This is a genomic window from Mycolicibacter longobardus (assembly GCF_002102265.1).
GTDB classification, from domain to species: Bacteria; Actinomycetota; Actinomycetes; order Mycobacteriales; family Mycobacteriaceae; genus Mycobacterium; species Mycobacterium longobardum.
In genome coordinates this window covers 25,790-50,794 of sequence record NZ_LQPG01000037.1, presented here as the reverse complement: position 1 = coordinate 50,794, position 25,005 = coordinate 25,790, and the positions used below count along the sequence as shown (strand labels likewise).

The 25,005-nt window shown below is 68.6% G+C and carries 25 protein-coding genes; 21 read left to right on the top strand and 4 right to left on the bottom strand.

Translation table 11 applies throughout. The annotated features are described in order from the left end of the window. Positions 1-360: 360 nt before the first annotated feature. Positions 361-903, bottom strand: coding sequence for a hypothetical protein (locus AWC16_RS18885; RefSeq protein ID WP_085266279.1), 543 nt, complete (start codon positions 901-903; stop codon positions 361-363). Between the two features lie 105 nt (positions 904-1,008). Here AWC16_RS18885 and AWC16_RS18880 point away from each other — a divergent pair, with 105 nt between their 5' ends. From AWC16_RS18880 to eccE, 18 genes are all read left to right on the top strand, one after another. Next, positions 1,009-1,443: a hypothetical protein gene (locus AWC16_RS18880; RefSeq protein WP_085266288.1), complete on the top strand. Its 435-nt coding sequence runs from the start codon at positions 1,009-1,011 to the stop codon at positions 1,441-1,443. Next, positions 1,440-2,216 (top strand): hypothetical protein, encoded by a 777-nt coding sequence (locus tag AWC16_RS18875; protein WP_085266278.1) that lies wholly within the window; start codon positions 1,440-1,442, stop codon positions 2,214-2,216. Before AWC16_RS18880 ends, AWC16_RS18875 begins: the two co-directional genes overlap by 4 nt. A gap of 115 nt (positions 2,217-2,331) precedes the next feature. Further along, complete coding sequence (locus AWC16_RS18870; RefSeq protein ID WP_085266287.1) at positions 2,332-2,631, top strand: PE family protein; 300 nt, start codon at positions 2,332-2,334, stop codon at positions 2,629-2,631. Positions 2,632-2,641: 10 nt separating this feature from the next. Next, positions 2,642-4,243: a PPE family protein gene (locus AWC16_RS18865; protein WP_234812347.1), complete on the top strand. Its 1,602-nt coding sequence runs from the start codon at positions 2,642-2,644 to the stop codon at positions 4,241-4,243. 214 nt (positions 4,244-4,457) lie between these two features. Then, positions 4,458-4,751 (top strand): type VII secretion protein EsxS, encoded by a 294-nt coding sequence (locus tag AWC16_RS18860; protein WP_085266271.1) that lies wholly within the window; start codon positions 4,458-4,460, stop codon positions 4,749-4,751. 44 nt (positions 4,752-4,795) lie between these two features. Beyond that, entirely contained in the window at positions 4,796-5,083 is a 288-nt protein-coding gene (locus AWC16_RS18855; RefSeq protein ID WP_085266270.1) for a WXG100 family type VII secretion target, read from the top strand. A 75-nt stretch (positions 5,084-5,158) separates the two neighbouring features. Next, positions 5,159-6,058 (top strand): class I SAM-dependent methyltransferase, encoded by a 900-nt coding sequence (locus AWC16_RS18850; protein WP_085266277.1) that lies wholly within the window; start codon positions 5,159-5,161, stop codon positions 6,056-6,058. A 253-nt stretch (positions 6,059-6,311) separates the two neighbouring features. Next, positions 6,312-8,144 (top strand): type VII secretion AAA-ATPase EccA, encoded by a 1,833-nt coding sequence (gene eccA / locus AWC16_RS18845; protein ID WP_085266276.1) that lies wholly within the window; start codon positions 6,312-6,314, stop codon positions 8,142-8,144. Further along, positions 8,141-9,766: a type VII secretion protein EccB gene (gene eccB / locus AWC16_RS18840; RefSeq protein ID WP_085266275.1), complete on the top strand. Its 1,626-nt coding sequence runs from the start codon at positions 8,141-8,143 to the stop codon at positions 9,764-9,766. The genes eccA and eccB overlap by 4 nt, the downstream gene beginning before the upstream one ends. Further along, complete coding sequence (eccCa, locus tag AWC16_RS18835; protein ID WP_085266274.1) at positions 9,763-13,725, top strand: type VII secretion protein EccCa; 3,963 nt, start codon at positions 9,763-9,765, stop codon at positions 13,723-13,725. The genes eccB and eccCa overlap by 4 nt, the downstream gene beginning before the upstream one ends. A gap of 32 nt (positions 13,726-13,757) precedes the next feature. Continuing rightward, positions 13,758-14,069: a PE family protein gene (locus AWC16_RS18830; protein WP_085266273.1), complete on the top strand. Its 312-nt coding sequence runs from the start codon at positions 13,758-13,760 to the stop codon at positions 14,067-14,069. A 2-nt stretch (positions 14,070-14,071) separates the two neighbouring features. Then, a complete protein-coding gene (locus AWC16_RS18825) occupies positions 14,072-15,523 on the top strand; it encodes a PPE family protein (protein WP_085266272.1) in 1,452 nt (483 codons plus the stop codon). 22 nt (positions 15,524-15,545) lie between these two features. Continuing rightward, on the top strand, positions 15,546-15,839 hold the full coding sequence (locus AWC16_RS18820) for a type VII secretion protein EsxS (protein WP_085266271.1): 294 nt from the start codon (positions 15,546-15,548) through the stop codon (positions 15,837-15,839). 15 nt (positions 15,840-15,854) lie between these two features. Further along, the gene (locus AWC16_RS18815; RefSeq protein WP_085266270.1) at positions 15,855-16,142 is read left to right on the top strand and encodes a WXG100 family type VII secretion target; all 288 of its coding nucleotides are present in this window, start codon (positions 15,855-15,857) and stop codon (positions 16,140-16,142) included. Positions 16,143-16,178: 36 nt separating this feature from the next. Then, positions 16,179-17,060, top strand: a complete 882-nt coding sequence (locus AWC16_RS18810; protein WP_085266269.1) for an ESX secretion-associated protein EspG — start codon at positions 16,179-16,181, stop codon at positions 17,058-17,060. Positions 17,061-17,105: 45 nt separating this feature from the next. After that, positions 17,106-18,539 carry a type VII secretion integral membrane protein EccD gene (gene eccD, locus AWC16_RS18805; protein WP_272937820.1) on the top strand — a complete coding sequence of 478 codons (1,434 nt, stop codon included), beginning with the start codon at positions 17,106-17,108 and terminating at the stop codon, positions 18,537-18,539. Further along, a complete protein-coding gene (mycP, locus tag AWC16_RS18800) occupies positions 18,536-19,951 on the top strand; it encodes a type VII secretion-associated serine protease mycosin (protein WP_085266268.1) in 1,416 nt (471 codons plus the stop codon). The genes eccD and mycP overlap by 4 nt, the downstream gene beginning before the upstream one ends. Continuing rightward, positions 19,948-20,925, top strand: coding sequence for a type VII secretion protein EccE (eccE, locus tag AWC16_RS18795; protein ID WP_085266267.1), 978 nt, complete (start codon positions 19,948-19,950; stop codon positions 20,923-20,925). Before mycP ends, eccE begins: the two co-directional genes overlap by 4 nt. Here eccE and AWC16_RS18790 read toward each other — a convergent pair. The 3 genes from AWC16_RS18790 to bluB are packed head-to-tail and all read right to left on the bottom strand — an operon-like array spanning position 20,922 to position 23,737. Next, entirely contained in the window at positions 20,922-22,115 is a 1,194-nt protein-coding gene (locus tag AWC16_RS18790; protein WP_409370687.1) for an alpha/beta hydrolase family protein, read from the bottom strand. The two genes, eccE and AWC16_RS18790, sit on opposite strands and share 4 nt — an antisense overlap. Positions 22,116-22,145: 30 nt before the next feature. Beyond that, positions 22,146-23,036: an amidohydrolase family protein gene (locus AWC16_RS18785; protein WP_085266265.1), complete on the bottom strand. Its 891-nt coding sequence runs from the start codon at positions 23,034-23,036 to the stop codon at positions 22,146-22,148. An 11-nt stretch (positions 23,037-23,047) separates the two neighbouring features. After that, positions 23,048-23,737, bottom strand: a complete 690-nt coding sequence (gene bluB, locus AWC16_RS18780; RefSeq protein WP_085266264.1) for a 5,6-dimethylbenzimidazole synthase — start codon at positions 23,735-23,737, stop codon at positions 23,048-23,050. Here bluB and AWC16_RS18775 point away from each other — a divergent pair. Genes AWC16_RS18775 through AWC16_RS18765 form a run of 3 tightly spaced genes read left to right on the top strand, consistent with a single transcriptional unit; the run spans position 23,736 to position 24,984 of the window. Further along, positions 23,736-24,071 carry a hypothetical protein gene (locus AWC16_RS18775; RefSeq protein ID WP_085266263.1) on the top strand — a complete coding sequence of 112 codons (336 nt, stop codon included), beginning with the start codon at positions 23,736-23,738 and terminating at the stop codon, positions 24,069-24,071. The two genes, bluB and AWC16_RS18775, sit on opposite strands and share 2 nt — an antisense overlap. A gap of 9 nt (positions 24,072-24,080) precedes the next feature. After that, entirely contained in the window at positions 24,081-24,767 is a 687-nt protein-coding gene (locus AWC16_RS18770; protein ID WP_207572360.1) for a phosphatase PAP2 family protein, read from the top strand. Next, the gene (locus AWC16_RS18765) at positions 24,748-24,984 is read left to right on the top strand and encodes a hypothetical protein (RefSeq protein ID WP_085266262.1); all 237 of its coding nucleotides are present in this window, start codon (positions 24,748-24,750) and stop codon (positions 24,982-24,984) included. Before AWC16_RS18770 ends, AWC16_RS18765 begins: the two co-directional genes overlap by 20 nt. The last annotated feature ends 21 nt before the right edge of the window (positions 24,985-25,005 follow it).

The following is a 25,005-nucleotide window of genomic DNA, read 5'->3' as shown; positions in this document are numbered from 1 at the left end:
TGGATGGTCTCGTAGGTGATCGAGATGTTCGGGGTGGCACCGACCGGCCCGGAGGGGCCGGGCAGCACCTTGTTCCATTTGGTGCCGTCCCAGATGTAGACCAGGGACTTGGTGGGATTGTCCTTGTCATCGACCAGCCACACCCCGTGGTTGATCTTCGTCTCATCCCAGTCCGGCAAAAGGGGGTGCCGAGGTCGAAGTCGTAGAAGATCGAGTATGGCCGCCGATTCCAGATCGACACTTTGAACGCCTGATACGGTCTGGCCTTCCAATGCCTCTGCCGCATGGCCAGGGCTGAGCTGACGGTGTAGGCGGTGCCGCCGGCGTGTTATGTCCTGAGACATCACAGGGGAGGAGTCGTCAGCTGTCGTGATTGGTGGCTCGGTCGATGAGGGCGGCGGTCGCCCACCCGAGCACTCCGGCCACTAGGCCGAATCCGAGGTGGAAGGCGACCTTGTCGCCGATGTCCGCGAATGCGAGTCCATGGCCGCCCATGAGCGCCGTCGTAATCGGAACAACAAGCGCGACAAGGTGAATCGGAGCTGCAGCCAGTGCGACGAGCCACCGGCGGGACCGTATCGCCGGGCTGGTGGTCAGCAGGCAGAGCAACGCCGCGGCGCCCAGATAGCGCGCGCTGGCCCACGGCCCCGGGCCGGACTGCAACAACACGGTAGCCGTCGTCGAAACCGCGCCCACCGCAAGCACAGTCGGCGGTTTACGTGCGGTGAGTGCAACCGCCACCAGCAGGGTCAGCCACACCAGGCCGCGGTGCCCGGGCAGTCCCAGCGGCATCCGGACATCGGCCGACATCACGATCACCGCCGCCGCAGCAGCCGGGAAGACGACCTCGCGGGCCAGGGACATGCCGCCCGGTCGCTGAACGGTCCAAGGCATCACGGTCATCGCCTCAAGGTAGACGTGACCGCCAGGTCGCACAACCTCAACTAAGGGACGAACTGCCTGCCACACCGCTTGAATGCGTATCGAAGGGGGCATACGGTCATGCACATGCGGTCATCAGTCAAGCGCTTGTTCGCAACGGGTTTGGCGGCCCTCGTGGTCGGTGCCGGCGGCTGCACCACCGTCACCGACACCGCGACGGGGTATCACCTGACCGTCCGGGAGGGCGGCCGCATGCTGGACGAATTCGATCTCGCGCGGCTGGGCGAACTACCGCAGACCGAGATCACCACCCCGCAATCCCGCGGAAACCCGGTGCAGCGCGGCCCCACGGTGCGCGCGGTCCTCGACGCGGCGGGCGCCACCGACGTCCGCAGCGTCCGGTTCGAGGGAAGCGACCCGGCGCAGACACTGACCGCCGCCGAACTGAGCGACCGGGTCGTTTTGAGTTTCACCAGGCGCGACACCCTCAAGCTGGCCGGGGTCGACCTCGACCGTGACCGTTGGGTGCGTGACGTCAATACGGTGGTCGTCAACCCGTGACGGTCTTTGCCGGCGTCGATCTGCTGATCGGCATCGACGACACCGATGACCTGTTCAGTCCCGGCACCGGCCGACGCGTCCGAGCGCTGCTGGTCGAGTTGGCGGCCGCAGGGTTGGGGAAGGAGGCCGGGGCCACCCGGCACCAGCTTCTCGTCGACGACCGCGTTCCCTATACCTCGCACAACTCCAGCGCCTGCCTGGCCTGGCGGAGCCCCGGCGGAAACCCGCATGCGGTGCGCAGCAAGATCATCGAGTTCGTCGCCGGTTTCCTGGAACGGGTCTGCCCGCCGGCCGCCGACCCCGGTCTCGCGGTGGCGATTCCGGCGGACTTGACCGACATCCGACCGCTGGTGGACTTCGGCCGGCGGGCCAAACGTGAAGTGCTGCAGCGGGCTCAGGCCCGGCGGCTCGGCGACGAACTCGGCGTACACGTGTCCGGGCACGGTGGCACCCACGACGGGATACTGGGCGCATTGGCGGCAGTCGGCTTACAGCTCTCCGGTGACGACGGTCTGTTCATCACGCTGCCCGGTCTCGGGAACCTCCCTCATGAGGCCACCGTCGACGAACTTCTGGCGAGCGTGCCCATCGACGACGCGCGCGACGGCCAGCACCGGCGGCCCGCAGCCGGGGAGCTGATCGAGTTGGGTGACTGGGTCCGTCCCGTTCTGCTGGAGGGGCGTGCCGTGCTGTTGCTGGACCCGCCACTGCAGCACCCCGACGGCCGTCGCAGCTGGCGGACCGCGCCCCGAGCGGTGGTCAAGAAACACTGACCAGGAATCCGCAGTTACGGGATTGTTAAAAGCCTATCTAGGAATATCGTGACTATATCGGCGTGATTGTTCCGCAGATATGGTTGACGTCGACGTTCTGGGGAAGGAGCTCGCCATGGTCCTGCACGTCGTACCCGAGGGCCTGGCCGCGACGAGCGCGGCGGTGGAAGCGATCACCGCGGCGCTGGCCGCGGCACATGCCGCCGCGGCCCCGTTGATCACCGCGGTGGCGCCGCCGGCGATCGATCCGGTGTCGCTGCAAGCCGCGGCCGAACTCAGCCTGCAGGCCGGCCAGCATGAGGCCGTCGCCGCGCGCGGCACGGAGGTGTTGGGCCGGGCCGGCGTCGGGGTCGCTCAAGCAGGGGTGAACTACCAGGTCGCGGACACGCTGGCCGCGTCGGTGTTCGCGCGGTAGCGGTGCGGTGATGTCGGCCCCCGCCTCCTGGATGGCGGCCCCGCCGGAGGTGCATTCGGCCATGCTGAGCACCGGGCCCGGGCCTGGGCCACTGCTTGCCGCGTCGGTGGCGTGGGCCACGCTGAGCAGTGAATACTTTAGTGCCGCAACCGAACTCACTGCGGTGCTGGCTGACGCTCAAGTGGTATGGACAGGCCCGACCGCCGAGGCCTATGCGGCCGCGCATCTGCCCTACCTGTCGTGGCTGCAGTTGGCCGGCACCCTCAGCGCCCGAACCGCCGCTCAGCACGAGGTGATCGCGGCGGCCTACACCAGCGCCCTGGCGGCGATGCCCACCCTTGCGGAGCTGGCCGCCAACCATGCCGCCCACGCGGTACTGGTGGCGACCAACTTCTTCGGGATCAACACCGTGCCGATCGCGATCAACGAAGCCGACTACGCCCGGATGTGGACCCAGGCGGCCACCGTCATGAGCGCCTACCAGGCCACCACCGAGACCGCGCGCAGCCTGGGCCACACCAGCGGCAGCGCGCAGGCCGGCGTTGCGGCAGACGGTGGCGGTGGTGGCGGCGGAGGCAACGGTGGTGGCGGCGGTGGAGGCAACGGCGGTGGCCCCGGCGGCACCGGAAACTTCGACCTACCGACACCGGCGGAGATCTGGCAGATGCTGTTCGGTTCCGATGGTCAGCAGGTGCCCGGCCAGGGACAGCCCAACTGGAGTCCCGCGGAATTCCTGCAGAACCTCTCGAATTTCGCCAACGGCAACGAGCGGGCACTGCTCTGGTTGCAGGAGAACTTCCAGGGCTCGCTGACGCCCTCCCAGTGGTTTCAGCTGGTGACCTACTTCGTCGCGTGGCAGACCTACCGCGCGGTCAACTGGACGCTGCGCAGCCTGCGTTTTTTGGCGCAACTGTCCCCGCTGCTGGCGGGGGTCGGATTGAACCTGGCGATCGGCAGCCTGGCCACCCTGACGCCGGTGGCCGGTCTGACCGGGCTGGCGGGACTGGCCGGTGTCCCCGCGCCGGCGGTGACCGCGCTTCCCCCGGTGCTGCCGGCGCCCGGTGTCGTGTCGCCTGTCCTGCCCGGAGGCATGACGCCACCGGCGCCGAGCCCGGCCGCCGTGCCGGCCTCGGCGGCGCCATCCGCCCCCGCGGCGGCGCCGCCCGCACCGCCTGCGCCCGCGGGTGCGGCGCCACCCCCGGCGGCACCCCCACTGATCGGCACCGAGGGCACATTCCACAGCTACCTGGTGGGCTGGCTGCCCTCGTCGCAGAGCGCTGCCGGCGGCGCCGGCGCGCGGTCGGCCCGGCCCGCCGCAGGTGTCGCGGCGGCCACGGCGGCCGGCGAGCCGGCGCCGGCCGCGGTGCGGCACGGCAGCCGCCGGCACGGCAGGTTGATCGACCCCGGTTACCGCTACGAGTACCTCGAGGGCCACGATCCGGGTGAGGTGGCGCAGACCCGCTACAGCGAGGCAGGGTTCGCGGGGACCCTCGGCAAGACCGGGGTGGTGCGCGCCGCCGGTCTGGCGGAGCTGACCGGAGACGAGTTCGGAGGCGGACCCACGATCCCGATGCTGCCCGAATCCTGGGATCCGCCGGCCGGGCCGAAGTAAATCCGCATTAGCGGTTATCTACCTGGCTAAAGGTTCGTATAACGAGGTAAATACCGTAGAATCGTCCTCAGTTATTGACCGGACTGACTCCACCGGCGTTTGGCCCGGAGTGCCGTAACCGCTCTCAGCGATGCGAGCAGCGGACCGGTCGTGGCCTCGAGGGAACCCGAACCGTGCGGTTCGCGACTAATCGATAGTTGAGAGGAGTGCGGGGATGAGTTTGTTGGATGCGCATATTCCGCAGTTGGTGGCGTCGGAGTCGGCGTTTGCGGCGAAGGCGGCGTTGATGCGGTCGACGATGGCGCAGGCGGAGCAGGCGGCGTTGTCGGCGCAGGCGTTTCATGTGGGTGAGGCGGCTGCGGCGTTTCAGGGGTCGCATGCGCGGTTTGTGGCGTTGGCGGCGCGGGTGAATGCGTTGCTGGATATGGCGCAGGTGAATCTGGCGGATGCGGGTAGCACGTATGTGGCGGCTGATGCTGCTGCTGCGTCGGGTTACACCGGGGTTTAGGGCTCGCGTCCGGAAAAATTGAGCCCAGAAATAGGAGCACAGTGATGTCGCAGATTATGTACAACTACCCGGCGATGTTGGCTCATGCCGGGGAGATGAATGGGTATGCGGGCACGTTGCAGGCGGTGGGTGCGGATATCGCCAGTGAGCAGGCGGCGTTGCAGGCGGCGTGGCAGGGCGATACGGGTATGACGTATCAGGCGTGGCAGGCGCAGTGGAATCAGGCGATGGAGGAGTTGGTGCGGGCGTATCACGCGATGGCGATGACGCATGAGACCAACACCTTGATGATGAACGCCCGCGACACCGCCGAAGCCGCCAAGTGGGGTTAGCGGGCCCGGAAGCGCGACGAGCCGGGCCGGCCGCCCTGCTGGTTACTCCGGCGTAGGGTCACTGGAATGCCTGTAATGCGTAGTGACGGTGACAGCTGGGACATCACCACCAGCGTCGGTTCGACCGCCTTGTTCGTGGCCACCGCCCGAGCCCTGGAAGCCCGTAAACCCGACCCATTGGCGGTCGATCCCTATGCCGAGTTGTTCTGCCGGACGGCCGGCGGCGACTGGGAAGCCGTGGTCGAGGGCAACCTCCCCGACCATCAACTGCTGAGCAGTGACTTCGGGGAGCACTTCGTCAACTTCCAGGGCGCGCGGACCCGTTACTTCGACGACTACTTCACCCGCGCCGCCGAGGCCGGGGTGCACCAGGTCGTGATTCTGGCGGCCGGGCTGGACTCCCGCGCCTATCGGCTGTCCTGGCCGGACGGAACGAAGATCTTCGAGCTGGACCAGCCCCAGGTGCTCGCCTTCAAGAGTTACGTGCTCTCCCAGCGCGGTATCCGGGCAGGCGCGGAACGGCGGGAGGTCGCCGTCGACCTGCGTGAGGACTGGCCGCAGGCGCTCCGCGACGCCGGCTTCGACCCGGACCAACCCTCGGCGTGGATCGCCGAGGGCCTACTTATCTACCTTCCCGCCGACGCGCAGGACCAGCTGTTCTCCGGCATCGACAGCCTGGCTGCTCCCGGCAGCCACGTCGCGGTCGAGGACGGCGCCCCGATGCCGGCGGAGGCGTTCGAAGCCGCGGTGGAGGCAGAGGTCGCGGCTGACGACGACAGCCGTATCTTCCATCGTCTGGTCTACAACGAGCGCCACGCACCGGCCGATCAGTGGTTCGGTGAACGAGGTTGGACCGCGGTGGCGACGCCGTTGGCGGACTACCTGCGTGAGCTGGGCCGCCCCGTCCCGGGTCCGGACACCGAAGCGGGACAGATGATTGCGCGGAACTCACTGGTCCGAGCCGTCAAAGGATAGGGCCGGGCGACAACGTCGGCCCCTGTCGTCAACAGCCCCCGGGTGGGGTAACGTACCAACAATCGAAAATGATTTTCAATAAGGAGTCGGGCATGGGTTGGAGCGACGTCGGCGGGTTGCGTGCCGGTGGAGTGCGGACCGCGGTGACGGAGGACACCCGACAGCTGTCTCGATCGACCTCGACAGTTAGCTTATGCAATGCTAACTTCAGCCGGGTTGGCTTAGGCAGAACTAGCGGAGGGGCAAGCCACTCATGAACAACGGTGACGCGGCTCTGTTGACCCCCCAAACCCGGGTTGACGAGGAAACCGTCAGCCGGTTCGCCACCTGCTGTCGTGCCCTCGGTATCACCGTTTACCAGCGGCAACGGCCCGCCGATCTGGCGGCGGCCCGCACCGGTTTCGCGGCGCTGACCCGAGTCGCGCATGAGCAGTGCGACGCCTGGACCGGCCTGGCTGCCGCAGGCGACCAGTCGCCCGGGGTGCTGGCCGCCATCTCGCAGACCTCCGCCAACGCCGGGGCGCTGCAGCGCCGCCTGGACCTGAAGCCGGGTGCGCTCGGCTTCCACTACGACACCGGGCTGTACCTGAAGTTCCGCGCCACCGAAGCCGACGACTTCCACCTGGCCCACGCCGCGCAACTGGCGATGGCGGGCCGCTGCGCCGAGGCGAACGAGCTGGTTGCCGAGATCACCGCGCGGCGCCCCAACTGGAACGACGCCCGCTGGATGGCGATCGCGGTCAACCACCACGCCGGGCGCTGGTCGGACATGGTCAAGCTGCTGACCCCGATCGTCAACGACCCCGACCGTGACGAGCTGTTCACGCACGCCGCCAAGATCGCCTTGGGTATCGCACTGGCCCGGCTGGGCATGTATGCGCCGGCGTTGTCCTACCTGGAAGAGCCGGCCGGGCCGATCGCGGTCGCCGCCTCCGACGGGGCGCTGGCCAAGGGATTGATCCTGCGGGCGCAGGGCGAGGACGAGACGGCCGAAGAGGTGCTGCAGGACCTCTACGCCGCCAACCCGGAGAACGAGCAGGTCGAGCACGCGCTGCTGGACACCAGCTTCGGGATCGTCACCACCACCGCGGCCCGGATCGCCGCCCGAACCGACCCGTGGGACCCCGAGACCGAGCCGAGTGCCGAGGACTTCATCGACCCGGCGGCCAACGAACGCAAGGCCGAGCTGCTGGCTGAGGCCGAGCGCGAACTCGGTGAGTTCATCGGCCTGTCCGAGGTCAAGAACCAGGTGCAGCGGCTCAAGAGCTCGGTCGCCATGGAGGTGGTGCGCAAGCAGCACGGGCTGGCCGTCGGCCAGCGCACCCACCACCTGGTGTTCGCCGGGCCTCCCGGGACCGGTAAGACGACGATCGCCCGTGTGGTGGCCAAGATCTACTGCGGTCTGGGGCTGTTGAAGAAGGAGAACATCAAAGAGGTGCACCGTGCCGACCTGATCGGTCAGCACATCGGTGAGACCGAGGCCAAGACCAACGCGATCATCGACAGTGCCCTCGACGGTGTGCTGTTCCTCGATGAGGCCTATGCGTTGGTGGCCACCGGCGCCAAGAACGACTTCGGCCTGGTCGCCATCGACACCCTGCTGGCGCGGATGGAGAACGACCGCGACCGCCTGGTGGTGATCGTCGCGGGTTATCGCGCCGACCTGGACCGGTTCCTGGACACCAACGAGGGTCTGCGGTCGCGGTTCACCCGCAGCATCGACTTCCCGTCCTACCAGCCCCCGGAGCTGGTCGAGATCGCCTACAAGATGGCCGAGCAGCGCGACAGCCGCTTCGAGCAGACCGCGCTCGAAGAGATGCAGTCGCTGTTCGCTCAGTTGGCCGCCGCGTCTCACCCCGATGCCAACGGGATCGCCCGCCGCAGTCTCGACATCGCCGGCAACGGCCGTTTTGTGCGAAACCTCGTCGAACGCTCGGAGGAGGAGCGCGAGTTCCGGCTCGACCACTCCGAGCAGTCCGGTACCGGGGTGTTCACCGATGAGGAGCTCATGACCATCACGACCGAAGACGTCCGTAACTCGGTGGCGCCGTTGCTGCGTGGCCTGGGCCTGGAGGCCAACGCATGAGCGCGGCTCAATCCGACCGGTCCGACGACGAGCGGCGCTCGTTCGCGTCGCGCACCCCGGTCAACGAGAATCCCGACCGGGTGGAGTACCGGCGCGGGTTCGTCACCAAACATCAGGTCAGCGGCTGGCGCTTCGTGATGCGGCGGATCGCCTCGGGTGTGGCCCTGCATGACACCCGGATGCTGGTCGAGCCGCTGCGCTCGCAGGCGCGGGCGGTGCTCATGGGTCTGCTGGTGCTGGCGACCGTGGCCGGCGGCTGCTTCGTGTTCACCCTGATCTGGCCCAACGGTGCAGCCGCCAACGACCCGGTGCTGGCGGATCGGTCCACCTCGGCGCTGTACGTGCGAGTCGGCGATCAGTTGCACCCGGTGCTGAACCTGACCTCCGCGCGGCTGATCGTCGGCCGCCCGGTCAACCCGACCGGGGTGAAAAGCACTGCGCTGGACAAGATTCCGCGTGGCAACCTGATCGGCATTCCCGGTGCCCCGGAGCGGATGGTGCAGAACGCCAGCCGCGACGCGGATTGGACGGTGTGCGACTCGGTGGCCGGTTCGGGTGCCGGAGTGACGGTGATCGCCGGGCCGCTGGCCGACGGCGGGTCCCGGGCCGCGGCGCTCGGCGCCCAGCAGGCGGTGCTGGCCGACAACGGCGCCGGCGCGTGGCTGCTGTGGAACGGCAAGCGCAGCCGCATCGATCTCGGCGACCGTGCCATCACCGGCGCCTTGGGCCTCAGCGAGCGGGGTTCGGCGGTGCCCAAGCCGCGTTCGATCGCGACCGGGCTGTTCAACACGATCCCCGAGGCGCCTGCGCTGACCGCGCCGGTCATTCCCGGTGCCGGTGACAAGCCGTCGTTCGACCTTCGGCCGGACGTGCCGGTGGGCGGCGTCGTGTCGGCGCACTCGCTGGAGGGCAACTCGGACGGAACCGTGCGGTACTACGCGGTGTTGTCGGATGGGTTGCAGCCCATCTCCGAGGTGGTTGCCGCGGTGTTGCGCAACACCGACTCTCACGGGTTGGACAGGCCCCCGCTACTCGGCGCTGATGATGTTGCGCGGCTGCCGGTGTCGCATGCCCTGGATGTCTCGCGTTTCCCGGAGCATCCGGTCAGTGTCACCGAGTCGGTGTCGGATCCGGTGACCTGCGCGCATTGGAGCAGGGCCGCCGGGGCCAGCACCAGCTCGCTGACCCTGCTGTCCGGCTCGTCTCTGCCGCTGCGCGACGGTGTCCGCACCCTGGACCTGGTCGGTGCCGGAGTGGGCGGGACCGCCGCGAGGGTCGCCCTGAGCCCGGGTACCGGATACTTCGCCCAGAGCGTCAGCAGTGATCCGACCGCCGACGCAAACGCGGGACCCCTGTTCTGGATCTCCGACACCGGGGTGCGCTACGGCGTCAACACGGAGGCTGGCGCCAACGGAGGTGACGGTGACACCGTCTCCGCCCTTGGCCTGAGTGAGCCGGCGTTGCCGATTCCGTGGGCGGTGTTGTCGCAGTTCGCTGTTGGACCTACTTTGTCGCGTGCCGATGCGCTGTTGGCGCATGACGGGCTGGCGCCGGATCAACGGCCGGGTCGTCGTGCTGCCGCGGAGCTGGGTGCTGGATCTAGCGGGGGAGAGACCCGATGAGTCGTTTGATCTTTGAGGCCCGTCGCCGGTTGCCTGCTCCGCCTGTCGATAAGGGCACCATCACGATCGAGCCGCCGCCGGAGTTGCCGCGGGTGGTTCCGGCGTCGTTCTTGCAGCGGGCGCTGCCGGTGGTGATCGTGATTCTGATCGTCGGCATGGTGATCGCGATGGTGGCCACCGGGATGCGACTGATCTCCCCGGTGATGCTGTTCTTCCCGTTCGCGTTGTTGGTGGCTGCCGCGGGTATCTACCGTGGTGGGGATAAGAAGGCCCGCACTGTCGAGGTGGATGCCGAGCGCGCCGACTACCTGCGTTACCTGTCGGTGGTGCGTGACAACATCCGCGGGGCGGCGGCTAAGCAGCGCGCGGCCGCGGAGTGGTCGCATCCGGACCCGGTCGAGCTGGCTGCGGTGCCGGGCTCGCGTCGCCAGTGGGAACGCGACCCTCATGATGAGGATTTCCTGGTGGTGCGCACCGGGCGGCATGCGGTGGCGTTGGCCAGTGCGGTGCGGGTGACCGACACCGCTGATGAGATCGATCTGGAGCCGGTGTCGCACAGCGCATTACGCAGCCTGTTGGATACCCAGCGCACGGTGCGCGATGTGCCGGTGGGGTTGGATTTGGCGGCGGTGTCGCGGGTCACCGTGCTCGGTGAGGGTGATGCGGCCGCGCAGGATGTGCGTGGCGCGGTGCGGGCTTGGGTGGCCCAGGCCGTGACCTGGCATGACCCGACCATGATGGGGGTGGCTTTGGCGTCGCCGGAGTTGGAGTCACCGGCGTGGTCGTGGTTGAAGTGGTTGCCGCACGCCGACATTGCCGGCCAGGTTGATGGGGTGGGCCCGGCCCGCTACCTGACCTCCAGTGCGGAGGAGTTGGTCGGGTTGTTGGCGCCGGTGCTCGCGGAGCGTCCGGCGTTCACCGGGGACCCGGTGGAGTCGGGCCGGCATTTGTTGGTGATCGTCGATGACCCGGACTTCGACCTGGCGGCCTCCTCGCTGGGGGTGGCACGGGCCGGGGTCACTGTTGTGCAGCGCGGCGCGAGTGCACCGAGCCGCGAACAGTACTCGGATCCTGAGCGCCCGATCCTGCGCATCAGTACGGGCGGGGAGTCGATTGATCGGTGGCAGACCGGCGGTTGGCAGCGTTACGTCGATGCCGCCGACCAGCTCGGCACCGATGACGCGGCGCACTTGGCGCGGCGGTTGTCACGCTGGGATTCCAACCCGACCCATGCCGGGTTGCGTTCGGCCAGCACCCGCGGCGCCACTTTCACGACGTTGTTGGGGATCGCGGATGCCTCCCGGTTGGATGTGCCGGCGTTGTGGGCGCCGCGCAGCCGGGAGGAGGAGTTGCGGGTTCCGATCGGGGTGACCGCGACCGGCGAGCCGTTGATCTTCGACCTCAAGGATGAGGCCGAGGGTGGGATGGGCCCGCACGGGTTGATGATCGGCATGACCGGCTCGGGCAAATCCCAGACCCTGATGGCGATCTTGCTGTCGCTGCTGACCACGCATTCGGCGGATCGGCTGATCGTGATCTACGCCGACTTCAAGGGCGAGGCCGGAGCGGATATCTTCCGGCATTTCCCGCAGGTGGTTGCGGTGATCTCGAACATGGCCGAGAAGCGCTCGCTGGCGGATCGCTTCGCCGACACCCTGCGCGGTGAGGTGGCGCGGCGTGAGTTGTTGCTGCGGGAGGCGGGCCGGCGGGTCCAGGGCAGTGCGTTCAACTCGGTGACCGAGTATGAGGCGGCGATCGCCGCCGGTCATGATCTGGCGCCGATCCCGACGTTGTTCATCGTGGCCGATGAGTTCACCCTGATGCTGGCCGATCACCCGGAGTACGCCGAGTTGTTCGACTACGTGGCGCGCAAGGGTCGTTCGTTCCGGATCCATATTCTGTTCGCCTCGCAGACCTTGGATGTGGGCCGGATCAAGGACATCGACAAGAACACCTCGTATCGGATCGGCCTGAAGGTCGCCAGCCCCAGCGTCTCTCGTCAGATCATCGGGGTCGAGGACGCCTACCACATCGAATCCGGCAAGGAGCACAAGGGCGAGGGCTTCCTGGTGCCGGCGCCGGGTGCTGCACCGATCAAGTTCCGCAGCACCTATGTCGACGGCATCTATGACCCGCCGCGGGCCGCGAAATCGGTGGTGATGCATGCGTTGCCGGAGCCGAAACTGTTCACCGCCGCGGTGGTGGATTCCGGAGCCGAGACCGTCGTGCTGGCACCCGATGAGGAGCAGACCTATGCGCCACCGCGCAAGCTGATCGCCACCATCGGGGATCAGTTGGCCAACTACGGGCCCCAAGCCCCGGCGTTGTGGTTGCCGCCGCTGGACGAGCCGATCCCGCTGGCCGCGACCTTGGCGACCGCGGGGATCGGGGAACGGCAGCTGCGGTGGCCGTTGGGCGAGATCGACAAACCCTTCGACATGCGCCGGGATCCGCTGGTCTTCGATGCCCGCTCGGCCAGCGGCAACATGCTCATCCACGGCGGACCCAAGTCCGGCAAGACGACCGCGCTGCAGACGTTCATCCTTTCGGCGGCCAGCCTGCATTCGCCGCGTGAGGTCAGTTTCTACTGCCTGGACTACGGCGGCGGCCAACTGCGCACCCTGGAGGACCTGGCCCATGTGGGCAGTGTGGCTTCGGGCTTGGAGCCGGAGAAGATCCGCCGCACGTTCGGGGAGCTCGAACAACTGCTGGCGGCGCGTCAGGCGCGGGAAGCCTTCCGCGATGGCAGCATCGGTTCGCTCAACGACGGGTACGGCGAGGTCTTTTTGATCATCGACAACCTGTATGCGTTCAGCCGCGACAACACTGACCAATTCAATACCCGTAACCCGTTGTTGGCGAAGGTGACCGAGCTGGTCAACGTCGGCCTGGCCTACGGGATTCATGTCATCGTCACCACCCCGAGTTGGTTGGAGGTGCCGCTGGCCATGCGTGACGGGCTGGGGTTGCGCCTGGAACTCAAACTGCACGACCCGCGCGACAGCAACGTGCGGGTGGCCGGAGCCTTGACGCGTCCGGCCGAAGCGGTGCCGGCCAACCAGCCGGGACGTGGTTTGACGATGGCCGCCGAGCACTTCCTGATCGCGCAACCAGATCTGGGTCAGATCGGCGAGCTCAACGCCCGCCACCCCGGCCTGGCCGCCCCGCCGGTGCGGCTGCTGCCGACCAACCTGGCACCCGAAGAACTCGGCACCCTCTATCCCGGACCCGAACGGGTCGTCATCGGTGTCCGCGAAGAAGACCTGGCGCCGGTGGAGATCGACTTCACCGCCAACCCGCTGCTGATGGCGCTCGGGGACGCCAAGTCCGGCAAGACCACCCTGCTTCGCCACCTCATCCGCACCGTGCGGGAGAACAACAGCGCCGAGCAGGTGGCGTTCACGGTGATCGATCGCCGACTGCACCTGGTCGACGAACCACTGTTCGCCGATAACGAGTACACCGCCAACGTGGATCGGGTGATCCCGGCCATGCTCGGGCTCTCAGCGCTGATCGGATCCCGCCGCCCGCCGGCCGGGCTGTCGGCAGCCGATCTGGCCGCCTGGTCCTATCAGGGTCACACCCACTACCTGATCATCGACGACGTCGACTCCATCCCGGACTCCCCGGCCCTGTCGGGTCCGTATGCGGGTCAACGCCCCTGGACCACCCTGATCGAGTTGCTGGCCCAAGCCGGCGACCTCGGATTGCGGGTGATCGTCACCGGCCGGGCCACCGGCTCAGCGCACGCGTTGATGACCAACCCACTGCTGCGTCGCCTCAACGACCTGCAGGCCACCACCCTGATGCTCTCCGGCAACCCCGCCGACAGCGGCAAGATCCGCGGCCACCGGTTCGGGCGCCTGCCCGCAGGCCGAGCCATGCTCCTCGGCGACACCGACGAACCCACCTACCTACAACTCGTCAACCCACTGTTCAGCGAAAGCCTCACGCGCTAAGGCGCACCGAAACGGGGAAGGGAGAAACTGTCATGACGCTCAATGTGGTTCCCGAAGGTCTGGCCGCCGCCAGTGCAGCCGTCGAGGCGTTGACCGCCCGTCTGGCGGCCGCACAGGCCAGTGCCGCTCCGCTGATCACCGCGGTGGTGCCGCCGGCGGCCGACCCGGTGTCGCTGCAGACCGCCGCCGGTTTCAGCGCGCAGGGCGCCGAGCATTCTGCGGTGGCGGCCCAGGGGGCCGTAGAGCTGGGCCGCGCCGGGGTCGGAGTCGGTGAGTCCGGCGTCAACTACGCGGCGGGTGATGCAGCGGGCGCCTCGAGGTACTTCTTGGGGGCGCGCGGCTGATGATGTCCGCCCCGGTCTGGATCGCCTCCCCGCCGGAGGTGCATTCAGCATTGCTGAGCAGCGGCCCCGGACCGGGTCCGTTGTTGTCGGCTGCCGGGGTGTGGAGTGCACTGAGCGCCGAGTACGCGTCGGTTGCAGATGAGCTCACCGCGCTGCTGGGCGCGGTGCAGTCCGGTGCCTGGCAGGGCCCGAGCGCCGAGCAGTACCTGGCGGCGCACGTGCCCTACCTGGCGTGGCTGGGCCAGGCCAGCGCGGACAGCGCCGGGGTGGCTGCCCAACATGAGGTGGCCGCAGCGGCATACACCAGTGCGCTGGCGTCGATGCCGACACTGGCCGAGTTGGCCGCCAACCATATGACGCACGGGGTCTTGGTCGCCACCAACTTCTTCGGGATCAACACGATCCCGATCGCGCTCAACGAAGCCGACTATGTCCGGATGTGGGTCCAGGCCGCCACCACCATGAGCACCTACCATGCGGTGTCCGGTGCGGCGCTGGCGTCGGCGCCGCGAACGGTGGAAGCACCCCCGGTGGTCAAGGCCGATTCGGCGCTGCCCGCGCAGGACACGTCGTCGGACATCGGGGATTTCTTCACCGAGCTCTGGAACCAGCTGGTCCGGCTCGTCGAGGATCCGATTGGGACGATCAACGCCATCCTCGCGAACCCGTCCGCCTGGTTTCCGTTGTTGTTCTTCATCGGGTATCAGGCGATCTTCCAGCCCGTCGGCTGGACGACCTGGTCGCTGGTTTTCGCCAGCCCGGCCCTGCTCGCGATCATTCTCGGAGCGGCTCTGAACCAACTGACCGAACCGGGCGAGGAGGCTGCGTCGCCGGAGGAGATCGCCGCGCCGGTGATACCGGGCTCGGCCCCGTCGGTTGACCGGTCGGTGCCGGTGGTGGCGGGCTTCTCTTCCGGAATCACCGCACCCGGTGCGGCGGGTGCCCCCGCGGCATCGGCCACCTCGGTGGCGGCGGCGCCCCCGCCTGCACCCGGGGCGATGGCCTTCGGCTACCTGGTCGCCGGGGCCAATCCGGGCCGCGGAGTGGGGCCGACCCTGACCGACCGGGACAGGGCGCAGGCCCCGGCGTCGCGGGTGCCTGCCGCCGCGGCTGCGGTGGGCGTCTCGGCTCGGGAACGGTCGCGGGCGCGTCGGCGCCGGCGCGCCGTGATGCGTGATCACGCCGACGAGTTCATGGATCTGGATTCCGGTCCCGCCGGCGAGGCGCCGGCGGCCGATCCGGCTACGAACTCCGCGGCGGGCTCGGACCGTGGTGCCGGGACATTCGGATTCACCGGAACGGTGGGAAAGCGTGCCGACAGTACGGCATCCGGGCTCACCACGCTGACCGGCGACGGGTTCGGTGGTGGACCCAGCATGCCGATGTTGCCCGATACCTGGGGCGAAAAGGATCTTGGCGACTCCGCTGGGGAGTCGGAATCGGAACCGAAGTAGTAGTCAAGAAAGGAGTGCGGGGATGAGTTTGTTGGATGCGCATATTCCGCAGTTGGTGGCGTCGGAGTCGGCGTTTGCGGCGAAGGCGGCGTTGATGCGGTCGACGATGGCGCAGGCGGAGCAGGCGGCGTTGTCGGCGCAGGCGTTTCATGTGGGTGAGGCGGCTGCGGCGTTTCAGGGGTCGCATGCGCGGTTTGTGGCGTTGGCGGCGCGGGTGAATGCGTTGCTGGATATGGCGCAGGTGAATCTGGCGGATGCGGGTAGCACGTATGTGGCGGCTGATGCTGCTGCTGCGTCGGGTTACACCGGGGTTTAAGGGAGGGATTGTTCGATGTCGCAGATTATGTACAACTACCCGGCGATGTTGGCTCATGCCGGGGAGATGAATGGGTATGCGGGCACGTTGCAGGCGGTGGGTGCGGATATCGCCAGTGAGCAGGCGGCGTTGCAGGCGGCGTGGCAGGGCGATACGGGTATGACGTATCAGGCGTGGCAGGCGCAGTGGAATCAGGCGATGGAGGAGTTGGTGCGGGCGTATCACGCGATGGCGATGACGCATGAGACCAACACCTTGATGATGAACGCCCGCGACACCGCCGAAGCGGCCAAGTGGGGTTGAGCCAGTTGTTCTGCTCGGTGAAGGAAGGCTACTTGCGTGCACAGGGGCACTGAACCCAACGCTGCCGAACTGACCGTCGAGCAGGCCTGGTACATCGCGGAAACCATTGGCGCCGGGTCTTTCCCGTGGGTATTGGCGATCACCATGCCCTACACCGACGCCGGGGAACGCGGTGCGTTCATGGCGCGCCAGCGCGATGAGCTGACAAAGATGGGAGTCGTCTCGCCGGAGGGCACGGTCAATCCGGCCGTGGCCGAATGGATCCGGGTGGTTTGCTTCCCGGACCGGTGGCTGGACCTGCGTTACGTGGGTCCGGCCGCCGGCGGGGCTCCCGAGATGTTGCGGGGCATCGTCGCGCGCCGCGACCAAGGCACCGCCAAGCGCGGCCGGACGGTGGTGGCGCTGCGCAATGCGCAACTGGTGACGTTCACCGCCATGGAGATCGACGACCCGCGGCTGCTGGTCCCGGTGCTCGGCGCCGGGCTGCGGCAGCGTCCGCCGGCCCGGTTTGACGAGTTCACCTTGCCCGCCCGGGTCGGCGCGCGTGCCGACGAACGGCTGCGCGCCGGTGCTCCACTCACCGAAGTACTTGACTACCTGGGCATTCCCGCTTCCGCCCGTACGGTCGTGGAGTCGGTGTTCTCCGGCTCGCGCACCTACGTCGAGGTCGTTGCGGGCTGCGCGCACAATGGCCGGCACACCACCACCGAAGTGGGGATGAGCCTCGTCGACACCGACGAGGGCCGCATCCTGGTCACCCCGTCGCGAGCCTTCGACGGCGAATGGGTATCGACCTTCCGGCCTGGAACCGACTTCGCGACTGCCGTCGCGATCGAACAGTTGACCGCCACCCTGCCCGATGGCCAGTGGTTCCCCGGTCAGCGACTGTCCCGAGATTTCACCACCCAGCTGTCCTGAAGCAGCGAACAGAACGCCTCGTAGAAAAAAAGACAGGAAAGACCAATGACCGAAGCCCCGGTGCTGACCAGCGCCGTCATGCCGATCGTCCGCATCGCGGTCCTGGCCGACAGCCGGCTGACCGAGATCGCCGTGCCTGCGGAGCTGCCGCTGCGCGAAATCCTGCCTGCGGTGCAACGCCTGGTGGCCCCGGATGCCGGCGATGACGCCGATCCCACCGACGGCGCGACAACCCGGCTGAGCCTGGCGCCCGTCGGCGGCGCGCCGTTCAGCCTGGACGCCAGCCTGGACACCGTCGGCGTGGTGGACGGCGACCTGCTGGCGCTGCGTCCGGTGCCGGTCGGCCCGGCCGCCCCCGGCATCGTCGAGGACATCGCCGATGCCGCCGTCATCTTCTCGGCGTCCCGGCGTAAGCCCTGGGGAGCCAAGCACATTCGGCGCGGCGCGTTGGCCGCCGGAGTGGGGCTGATCTTCGCGGCCACCGGCCTGGCCGCCGCGCACCGCGCGCTCACCGGCGAACCGGCCGGGCTGTTCGCGGCCGGGGCCATCGCGCTGCTCACCGTACTGGCGGCGCTGCTGTGCCGGACGCGTTCGGCTGAAGCCGCGCTGACGCTGTCGATCGCGGCGCTGGTGCCGGTCGCAGCCGCGGGCACCCTGGCGGTGCCGGGGCTGTTCAGCCCGGCGCATGTGGTGCTGGGCGCGGCCGCCGTGAGTGCGTGGTCCCTGATCTGCCTGATCCTGCCGCCGGGCGGACGCGGTGAGCGCGGCATCGCCTTCTTCACCGCCGCGGTGGTCGCCGGGCTCGGGGTGCTGGCGGCGGCTGCCGTCAAGACCTTCTGGGAGCTGCCGTTCGTCAGCCTGGGCTGTGGCCTGATCACCGCATCCCTGCTGCTGACCGTTGCGGCTCCGCAGGTTTCGGCCCTGTGGGCGCGGCTGCCGTTGCCGGTGATCCCGGCGCCGGGCGACCCCACGCCGTCGGCTCTGCCGCAGAGCGTGCTCGAAGACCTGCCGCGCCGTGTCCGGGTCACCGACGCTCACCAGACCGGCTTGATCGCCGGCGCCGTGCTGCTGGCCGTCATCGGTTCGGTGGCGATCGCCTTTGCGCCCGAGGGGCTTTCGGGCTGGGCGTGGTACGTGGTCGCCGGTATCGCGGTGGCCTCGGTGCTGCGGGCCCGGGTGTGGGACTCGGCGTGGTGCAAGGCCTGGCTGCTGGCCGAGCCGCACCTGACCGCGCTCGCGCTGCTGGTCGGCTACGCCGCGACCGGCCGGTACACCGCCGCTTTCGGGGCGGTGCTGGTGCTGGCCGCGCTGGTGGCGGTGTGGGCGGTGGTCGCGTTGAGCCCGACGGTCGCGTCGCCGGAGAGCTACTCGCTGCCGGTGCGGCGGCTGGTGGGCTTCCTGGCCTCCGGCGTCGATGCCACCCTGATTCCGGTCATGGCCTACCTGGTCGGCATCTTCGCCTGGGTTCTGTCTCGATGACATTGTCGGTCAAGTCGGCTAAGAAGGCCGGAATCGTCGGCGCAGCAGCGACTTTAGCGCTGCTGTTGACCAGCGCGCCGGCCCTGGCGATCACCCCGCCGAAGATCGACCCGACGGTGCCGCCGCCCAGCGGGGCCCCGGGTCCCGTCGCGGCCATGGAGCAGCGCGGCGACTGCGCCAGTTCGGGTTTGTTGCCGGGCAGCGACGTCAGCGCCGCGACAGTCGGGCAGCGGATGCTCGACCTGCCGGCGGCATGGCAGTTCTCCCGCGGCGAAGGCCAGACGGTGGCCGTCATCGACACCGGCGTGCGGCCGGGTCCGCGACTGCCGGCGGTGGACGCCGGCGGCGACTACATCGGGACGTCCGACGGACTGACCGACTGCGACGGGCACGGAACGCTGGTCGCCGGAATCGTCGCCGGCCAGCCCGGCGACGATGGCTTCACCGGGGTCGCCCCGGAGGCACGGCTGCTGTCACTGCGGACCGCTTCGGCCACCATCTCGCCGCGGCTGGGCGGGGACGACCCCCGAGCCACCCGCGTGATCACCGACATCACCGCCCTGGCGCGGGCCATCGTGCACGCCGCCGACCTCGGTGCGCGGGTCATCACCGTCTCCACCACGACATGCGTGCCGGCCGACCGCAATGTCGACCAGACCGCCCTGGGCGCGGCACTGCGCTACGCGGCGGTGGAGAAGGACGCGCTGATCGTCGCGGCCGCCGGCGACACCGGACAGACCGGATCGGTCGGCGGTGGCGGCGAGGCGTGCGAGTCCAACCCGCTCACCGACCTGAGCCGGCCGCAGGACCCGCGCAACTGGGCCGGTGTCACCTCGCTGTCGGTGCCGTCGTGGTGGCACCCCTACGTGCTGTCGGTGGCATCGCTGTCCTCGACCGGGCAGCCCTCCGGATTCACCATGGCCGGACCCTGGGTCGGCGTTGCCGCCCCCGGCGAGCAGATCCTCTCGGTCAGCAACCGCGAGGACGGCGGCCTGGCCAACGGGCTTCCCGGCAACCAGGGCAAATTGGTGCCGCTCAGCGGCACCGGCTACGCCGCCGGCTACGTGGCCGGGGTGGCTGCTCTGGTTCGCAGTCGCTACCCCGACCTGAACGCGATGCAGGTGGCGCACCGGATCGTCTCGACCGCCCACAACTCCGCGCGGGCGCCGTCGGATGTGGTGGGCGCCGGAATCATCGACCCGGTGGCAGCCCTGACCTGGGAGTTGACGCCGGCCGCGGATCCGGCCAATTCGCCCGCGAAGAAAATCTCGCCTCCCCCGGCGCCGCAACCCGAGGACCCGGCGCCACGGATCGTGGCCTTCGCCGGGACCGCGCTGCTGGCCGGGTTGGTCGTCGCTGTCGCCACCGGCGCCGCGGCTGCCGCCCGCCGACGAAAGGAAAACCAGCTGTGAGCCCGCACCGAACCACCATTCCCCGGCCCGGACCGGCTCGGATCAGCCTGGTGCTGCTGGCCGTCGTGCCGGCGCTGATGGCCTACCCGTGGGCGACCAGCGGGGAGCGTTGGGCGCTCGCCGTGGGCGTCATCGTCGCGATCCTGTTGCTCGGCTGGTGGCGTGGCCTGCACTTCACCACGATCGCCCGCCGCCGGCTCGCGATGTCGCGCTCGCACGGCGGCGTGCACACCGACCGGCGAACCCCTTCCGGCGTGCGGGCCACCGCGGCGCTGCGGATCGCGCCTTCGGCGGCCGGAGATGCGTTGCCGCTGGCCCTGATCGCGGGCTACCTGAACCGGTACGGTCTGCAGGCCGAGGCCGTTCGCATCACCACTCGCGGCGCCCAGGCCGACAGTGGTGCGGCGACCGACACCTGGATCGGTCTGACCTATTCGGCCGCAAAGAATCTGGCGGCGTTGCAGGCCCGCTCGGCGAGTATCCCGCTACAGCAGACCGCCGACATCGCGGTCCGGCGCCTCGCCGACCATCTCCGCGAGATCGGCTGGGACACCGTGATTGTCGCCGAAGATGAGATTCCCTCGTTGATCGACGCGAGTGCCCGGGAGACGTGGCGGTCCGTTGTCGACGGCTCGGGTGACCACGTCGCCGCCTACCAGATCGGTATCGACGCGGCGCTGGCCGACACGCTGAGCCGGATCCGCGCTGCCAATGCCGGGGAGACCTGGACTGCACTGGAATTCGCCGACGACGGTGGTCAGCGGACCGTCGCGGCGGCGTGCGCGCTGCGTACCGGGTCCGCACCCGACGGCACCGCCCCGCTGGCCGGCCTGCTGCCGCAGCAGGGCAACCACCGCAGCGCGCTGTCGGCCCTGCATCCGCTGTCCGGGACTCGCCTGGACGGCCACATCGCGGTCGCCGACGATGATCTCGCCGGTCTGCGGTGGCCTGTCGCGGCGGCTGCCCGGGTCTAGAACATGTACGGCCGCAGGAATGCGGTCATCCGGCGCAGGTAGGCCGGCTGGCTGACGTGCAGCACGTGGTTTCCCGGGAACCAGTGCAGCGCGCACTTATCCCAGTGGTGCCATAGCATTTCGGCCTGCTCCGGGGGCGCGAGCCGGTCGCCCAGGCCGGTGATGATCAGTCGCCGGTCCTTGGCCACCAGCGGCGCGTAGTTCAGCGGCGAGTGGTAGGCCGTCGCGGCGGCGAACTCGTCGTGGTCGATCCGGCCCAGCAGTTGTCCGCCGTGCATCACCAGGTTGGCCGGGAACCAGTCGCGGATCTCCGATTCGACGGAAACCACCGGCACATTCGGGATCACCGCCTGCAGGCGCGGCTCGACGGCGGCCAGCAGGGCGCTGGTGTACCCACCCAACGACAGGCCGGTCAACGCGACGCGCTCGACGCCGGTGGACTCCAGATAGTCGACCATCGAGCGGAAATCGTGGACGGCTTGGGCCATCGCCTCGGCGAAACCCGACATGCCATGCGAGAAGTAGCCGTATCCGCTGAACGGGGAGTATTTTTCGGCGCGTCGGCTGTGGAACGGCAAGGTGAACAGGGCGACGTCGTAGCCCGACCTGAAGAACCAGGGCAGCGAGAAGAACAGACCGTTGAACAGGTACGCGGACCCCATGAACCCGTGGATGACACACAGTGTCGGCCGCGGTCCGTCGTCGTGCCGCCAATGCTGGAACCGTGCGGTGTTGTTGTTGCCCAGCGCTCGCCAGGAGTCGCGCATTGCCGGGTTGACGGCTTCGAAACCACTGCGGAACGAGACGTTTTCGACCACACCGCGGGCAATCCGCTCCGCGATCGGATTGGCTCGTCGTGCCGACACCCTGGGCAGCTCAGTCGGCGCCGGGAAGGAGAGGGCCGGGTCGTGTTCGCCGGCCAACTCGGTGTAGAACGCCAGCCGTTCGCGCTCCTGTCGTGACTGTTGACGGCCGACCGCCGTGGTGAGCACCGACGGGATCATCGCCGCGGCGACCATGGACGCGACGGCGGTGCGCAGACCGATATCGGCGAAGGCCGAAGCGTCCACGATCACCTTCTCCCGCAACGACAACTCGCTGCGGTCCGGCAGGCCGCGCGCATCGGCGTCGGCACTGGGAACGTCGGGAATCGGAATCGGCGGATTGAGCGGGGTCGTGTCAGAGGTCACCACCCGGATGCTAGCGCCCAAGCGGGCGGTTCACCGGAAATCGATTGCGAACAGCCGGGCCGCATTGTCGTGCAGAACCCCCCGCAGCCAGGCGTCGTCGATGCCGGGAACTGCAGAGATTGCCGCCAGCGCATCGCGGTAGCCGTACGGAATGTTCGGGAAATCGCTTCCGAAGAGGATCCGCTCACCGGCGGCGCGCAACCGGCCCGCCTCGGCGGACGGGAACGGCATGAGTTCATCGACGAACGCGGTGAATGCCATCGTGGTGTCCAGGTGCACGCCAACCGAATCCAGGCAGATGTCCAGGAAATCGCCGTATTCCGGCATACCCATGTGCGCGACGATCAGCGTCAGCCGCGGATAGTGGCGCAGCAGCCGCCGAATCGGCTCGGGACCGGTGAACCGGCCGGGCTGCGGACCGGAGCCGCAGTGGATGACGACCGGGGTGCCGTGGTCCTCGATCAACCCCCAGACATCTTCGAGCAGTGGGTCATTCGGGTCATAGTCACCGACCTGAATGTGCGCCTTGAAAAGTCGGGTGCCGTTGCGGATCGCCTCCGCCACGTAGCCGGCCGCACCGGGCTCGGGGTAGAACGTCGCCGTCGACAGACAATCCGGTGTCTGGCGGGCGAATTCGGCTGACCATTGGTTCAGCCACGCCGCCATGTCCGGCTTGTGCGGATAGACCAACGAGGTGAATCGGCGCACCCCGAAGGACCGCAGGGCTTCGACCCGCCGCACCTCGTCCATGCGGTAGGTGATCGGCCAGGAGCGTCCCAGCATCGGGCCGGCCGAGTCGAAGTAGTTCCACACCTTGTCCATCACCGACTTGGGCATGAAATGGGTGTGGACATCGATGATCCCCGGCAGCCCCAGCGCCGACCACACCTGCCGCACCGCTGCCGCTTCGTCGTCTGCCATAGGCGCGGGTGTCATGGTTGTTCCCAGCTGTTCTCGGACACGAACTCGCTCAAGGGTTGTCGGTATGCCCAGTCGTCGAGCTCCAATGCCGGCCGGTCCGGAAACTCCGGAACCGGGCCCAGACACAGGATCGCCACCGGTTCGGCATCGGCGGGCATCCCCAACAGCTGCGCCAGGGCGCGCGGTTCGAACAGCGACACCCACCCCATGCCGAGGCCCTCGGCACGGGCGGCCAGCCATAAGTTCTGGATCGCACACGAGACCGACGCCAGATCCATCTGCGGCAGCGTGCGACGGCCGAAGATGTGCGCCTGCCTGCCTTCTCGCAACGCCACCACCAACAGCTCGGCGCAGTCGCGGATGCCTTCCACCTTCAGTGCCAGGAACTCCTGTTCGCGGTGGCCCAGCGCGCGGGCGGTGCGATGACGCTCCTCGTCGACCAGGGCGTGGATCCGTTGGCGAAGGGTGCCGTCGGTGATCCGGATGAACCGCCACGGCTGCATGAGCCCCACACTGGGTGCGGCGTGTGCGGCGGCCAACAGGCGTGCCAGTATGTCCGCATCCACGGTGCTGTCGGGCACGAAACGGCGCATGTCTCGCCGTTCGGCGATCGCCCGGTACACGGCTTGCCGCTCCCGCCCGGTGAAGGATGGATCAGCCACGCGATCATCGTAGGAGCCACACGAAGGGACGCTCGTCATGAAACGTTCGGAACTGCTCGACCACTTCGCCACCGACTCGGCCGGGAGCCTGGTCTACGGCGAACCTCATCAGACCCCCGACGGCACCACGATCATCACCGCCGCTCGCGTCAACAGCGGCCGCGACGGTTCGCAGGTGACCGCCACTCCGCTGGGGGTGATGGTGATCCGCGGTGAGCACGCCAAGTGGGTGGCCGCGGTCGACGCCAACCGGATCGCGCTGGTGGGGGTGCTCACCGGACTGCTGTCGGCGGTCATCGCCTCGCTGGCGGTGTTGCGCCGCCCGCCCTGGCCGGACCTGCGGGGCACCGGAACCCACCGGGACGGTAACTGAACTGTGACGATGTCTTCGACGGTGCGCACGGCGGCGCTGGGCTCGGTCGCGGCCGCGGTGGCGGTCTATGTGCTGATGTTGCTGGGCTATCGGCAGGGCTGGGGTTGGTTGTCCTCGGTCGACGCCGCCGCGCTGGACGCGAGCTACGACATCGCGATGAAACACCCGTTCTGGATTCGATTCTGGGACGGCATCTCCACGGTCTTCGCGCCGATGGTGTTCCGGACGGTGGGCATGGTGGCGGCCGTTGTCGCGGCGGTATGCCGCCGGTGGCGGGCGGCGCTGTTCCTGCTGGTGGCGGTGGAGACCAGCAGGCAGCTCACGGTGCTGGCCAAGGGCTCGGTCGGCCGGCCCCGCCCGGTGACCGCGCTGGTCGCGGCGTCGTCGAGTTCGTTTCCGTCTGGGCATGCGCTGGGGGTGATGGTCGGCGTCGGCGCGCTGCTGGTGCTGACGCTGCCGCTGCTGCGGCGGAACGCCCGGCTGGTGGCGCTGGGCGCCGGCGGGCTGGTGGTGGCCGCGGTCGGGATCTCCCGGGTGACGCTCAACGTGCACCACCCTTCCGACGTGCTGGCCGGCTGGGCGCTGGGGTGGACGTATCTGATGGTGTGGGCGTTGGCGATCCAACCGTGGAAGCACGAGGTTGACCGGGCTTCCGGCTCATCGCAGGATGATCGTGATGAGCAGCTGTCACGCTGATCCGGTAGGCGCGCTCGTCTGTTCCCGCAAGGGCTGCAGTGCCGACGCGGTATTCGGCATGCTGTGGAACAACCCGAAGCTGCACACTCCCGAACGCCGCAAGGTCTGGCTGAGCTGTCCGGAACACCGCGAGTACTTCCGGGAGTATCTGTCCTCGCGCGGCCTGCTCAGGGGCGAGGTGCCGGTCGATGAGCTGGAGCGCCGAGCGGAGCCTTGAACCGCATGAACCCGCATCAAC

Bases quoted from the DNA above. Each gene is read 5' to 3' on its own strand.
- AWC16_RS18885 (WP_085266279.1), bottom strand. From the start codon at position 903: ATGACCGTGATGCCTTGGACCGTTCAGCGACCGGGCGGCATGTCCCTG.
- AWC16_RS18880 (WP_085266288.1), top strand. From the start codon at position 1,009: ATGCGGTCATCAGTCAAGCGCTTGTTCGCAACGGGTTTGGCGGCCCTC.
- AWC16_RS18870 (WP_085266287.1), top strand. From the start codon at position 2,332: ATGGTCCTGCACGTCGTACCCGAGGGCCTGGCCGCGACGAGCGCGGCG.
- AWC16_RS18865 (WP_234812347.1), top strand. From the start codon at position 2,642: ATGTCGGCCCCCGCCTCCTGGATGGCGGCCCCGCCGGAGGTGCATTCG.
- AWC16_RS18860 (WP_085266271.1), top strand. From the start codon at position 4,458: ATGAGTTTGTTGGATGCGCATATTCCGCAGTTGGTGGCGTCGGAGTCG.
- AWC16_RS18855 (WP_085266270.1), top strand. From the start codon at position 4,796: ATGTCGCAGATTATGTACAACTACCCGGCGATGTTGGCTCATGCCGGG.
- AWC16_RS18850 (WP_085266277.1), top strand. From the start codon at position 5,159: ATGCGTAGTGACGGTGACAGCTGGGACATCACCACCAGCGTCGGTTCG.
- eccA (WP_085266276.1), top strand. From the start codon at position 6,312: ATGAACAACGGTGACGCGGCTCTGTTGACCCCCCAAACCCGGGTTGAC.
- eccB (WP_085266275.1), top strand. From the start codon at position 8,141: ATGAGCGCGGCTCAATCCGACCGGTCCGACGACGAGCGGCGCTCGTTC.
- eccCa (WP_085266274.1), top strand. From the start codon at position 9,763: ATGAGTCGTTTGATCTTTGAGGCCCGTCGCCGGTTGCCTGCTCCGCCT.
- AWC16_RS18830 (WP_085266273.1), top strand. From the start codon at position 13,758: ATGACGCTCAATGTGGTTCCCGAAGGTCTGGCCGCCGCCAGTGCAGCC.
- AWC16_RS18825 (WP_085266272.1), top strand. From the start codon at position 14,072: ATGTCCGCCCCGGTCTGGATCGCCTCCCCGCCGGAGGTGCATTCAGCA.
- AWC16_RS18820 (WP_085266271.1), top strand. From the start codon at position 15,546: ATGAGTTTGTTGGATGCGCATATTCCGCAGTTGGTGGCGTCGGAGTCG.
- AWC16_RS18815 (WP_085266270.1), top strand. From the start codon at position 15,855: ATGTCGCAGATTATGTACAACTACCCGGCGATGTTGGCTCATGCCGGG.
- eccD (WP_272937820.1), top strand. From the start codon at position 17,106: ATGACCGAAGCCCCGGTGCTGACCAGCGCCGTCATGCCGATCGTCCGC.
- mycP (WP_085266268.1), top strand. From the start codon at position 18,536: ATGACATTGTCGGTCAAGTCGGCTAAGAAGGCCGGAATCGTCGGCGCA.
- AWC16_RS18785 (WP_085266265.1), bottom strand. From the start codon at position 23,036: ATGGCAGACGACGAAGCGGCAGCGGTGCGGCAGGTGTGGTCGGCGCTG.
- AWC16_RS18775 (WP_085266263.1), top strand. From the start codon at position 23,736: ATGAAACGTTCGGAACTGCTCGACCACTTCGCCACCGACTCGGCCGGG.
- bluB (WP_085266264.1), bottom strand. From the start codon at position 23,737: ATGACGAGCGTCCCTTCGTGTGGCTCCTACGATGATCGCGTGGCTGAT.
- AWC16_RS18770 (WP_207572360.1), top strand. From the start codon at position 24,081: ATGTCTTCGACGGTGCGCACGGCGGCGCTGGGCTCGGTCGCGGCCGCG.
- AWC16_RS18765 (WP_085266262.1), top strand. From the start codon at position 24,748: ATGAGCAGCTGTCACGCTGATCCGGTAGGCGCGCTCGTCTGTTCCCGC.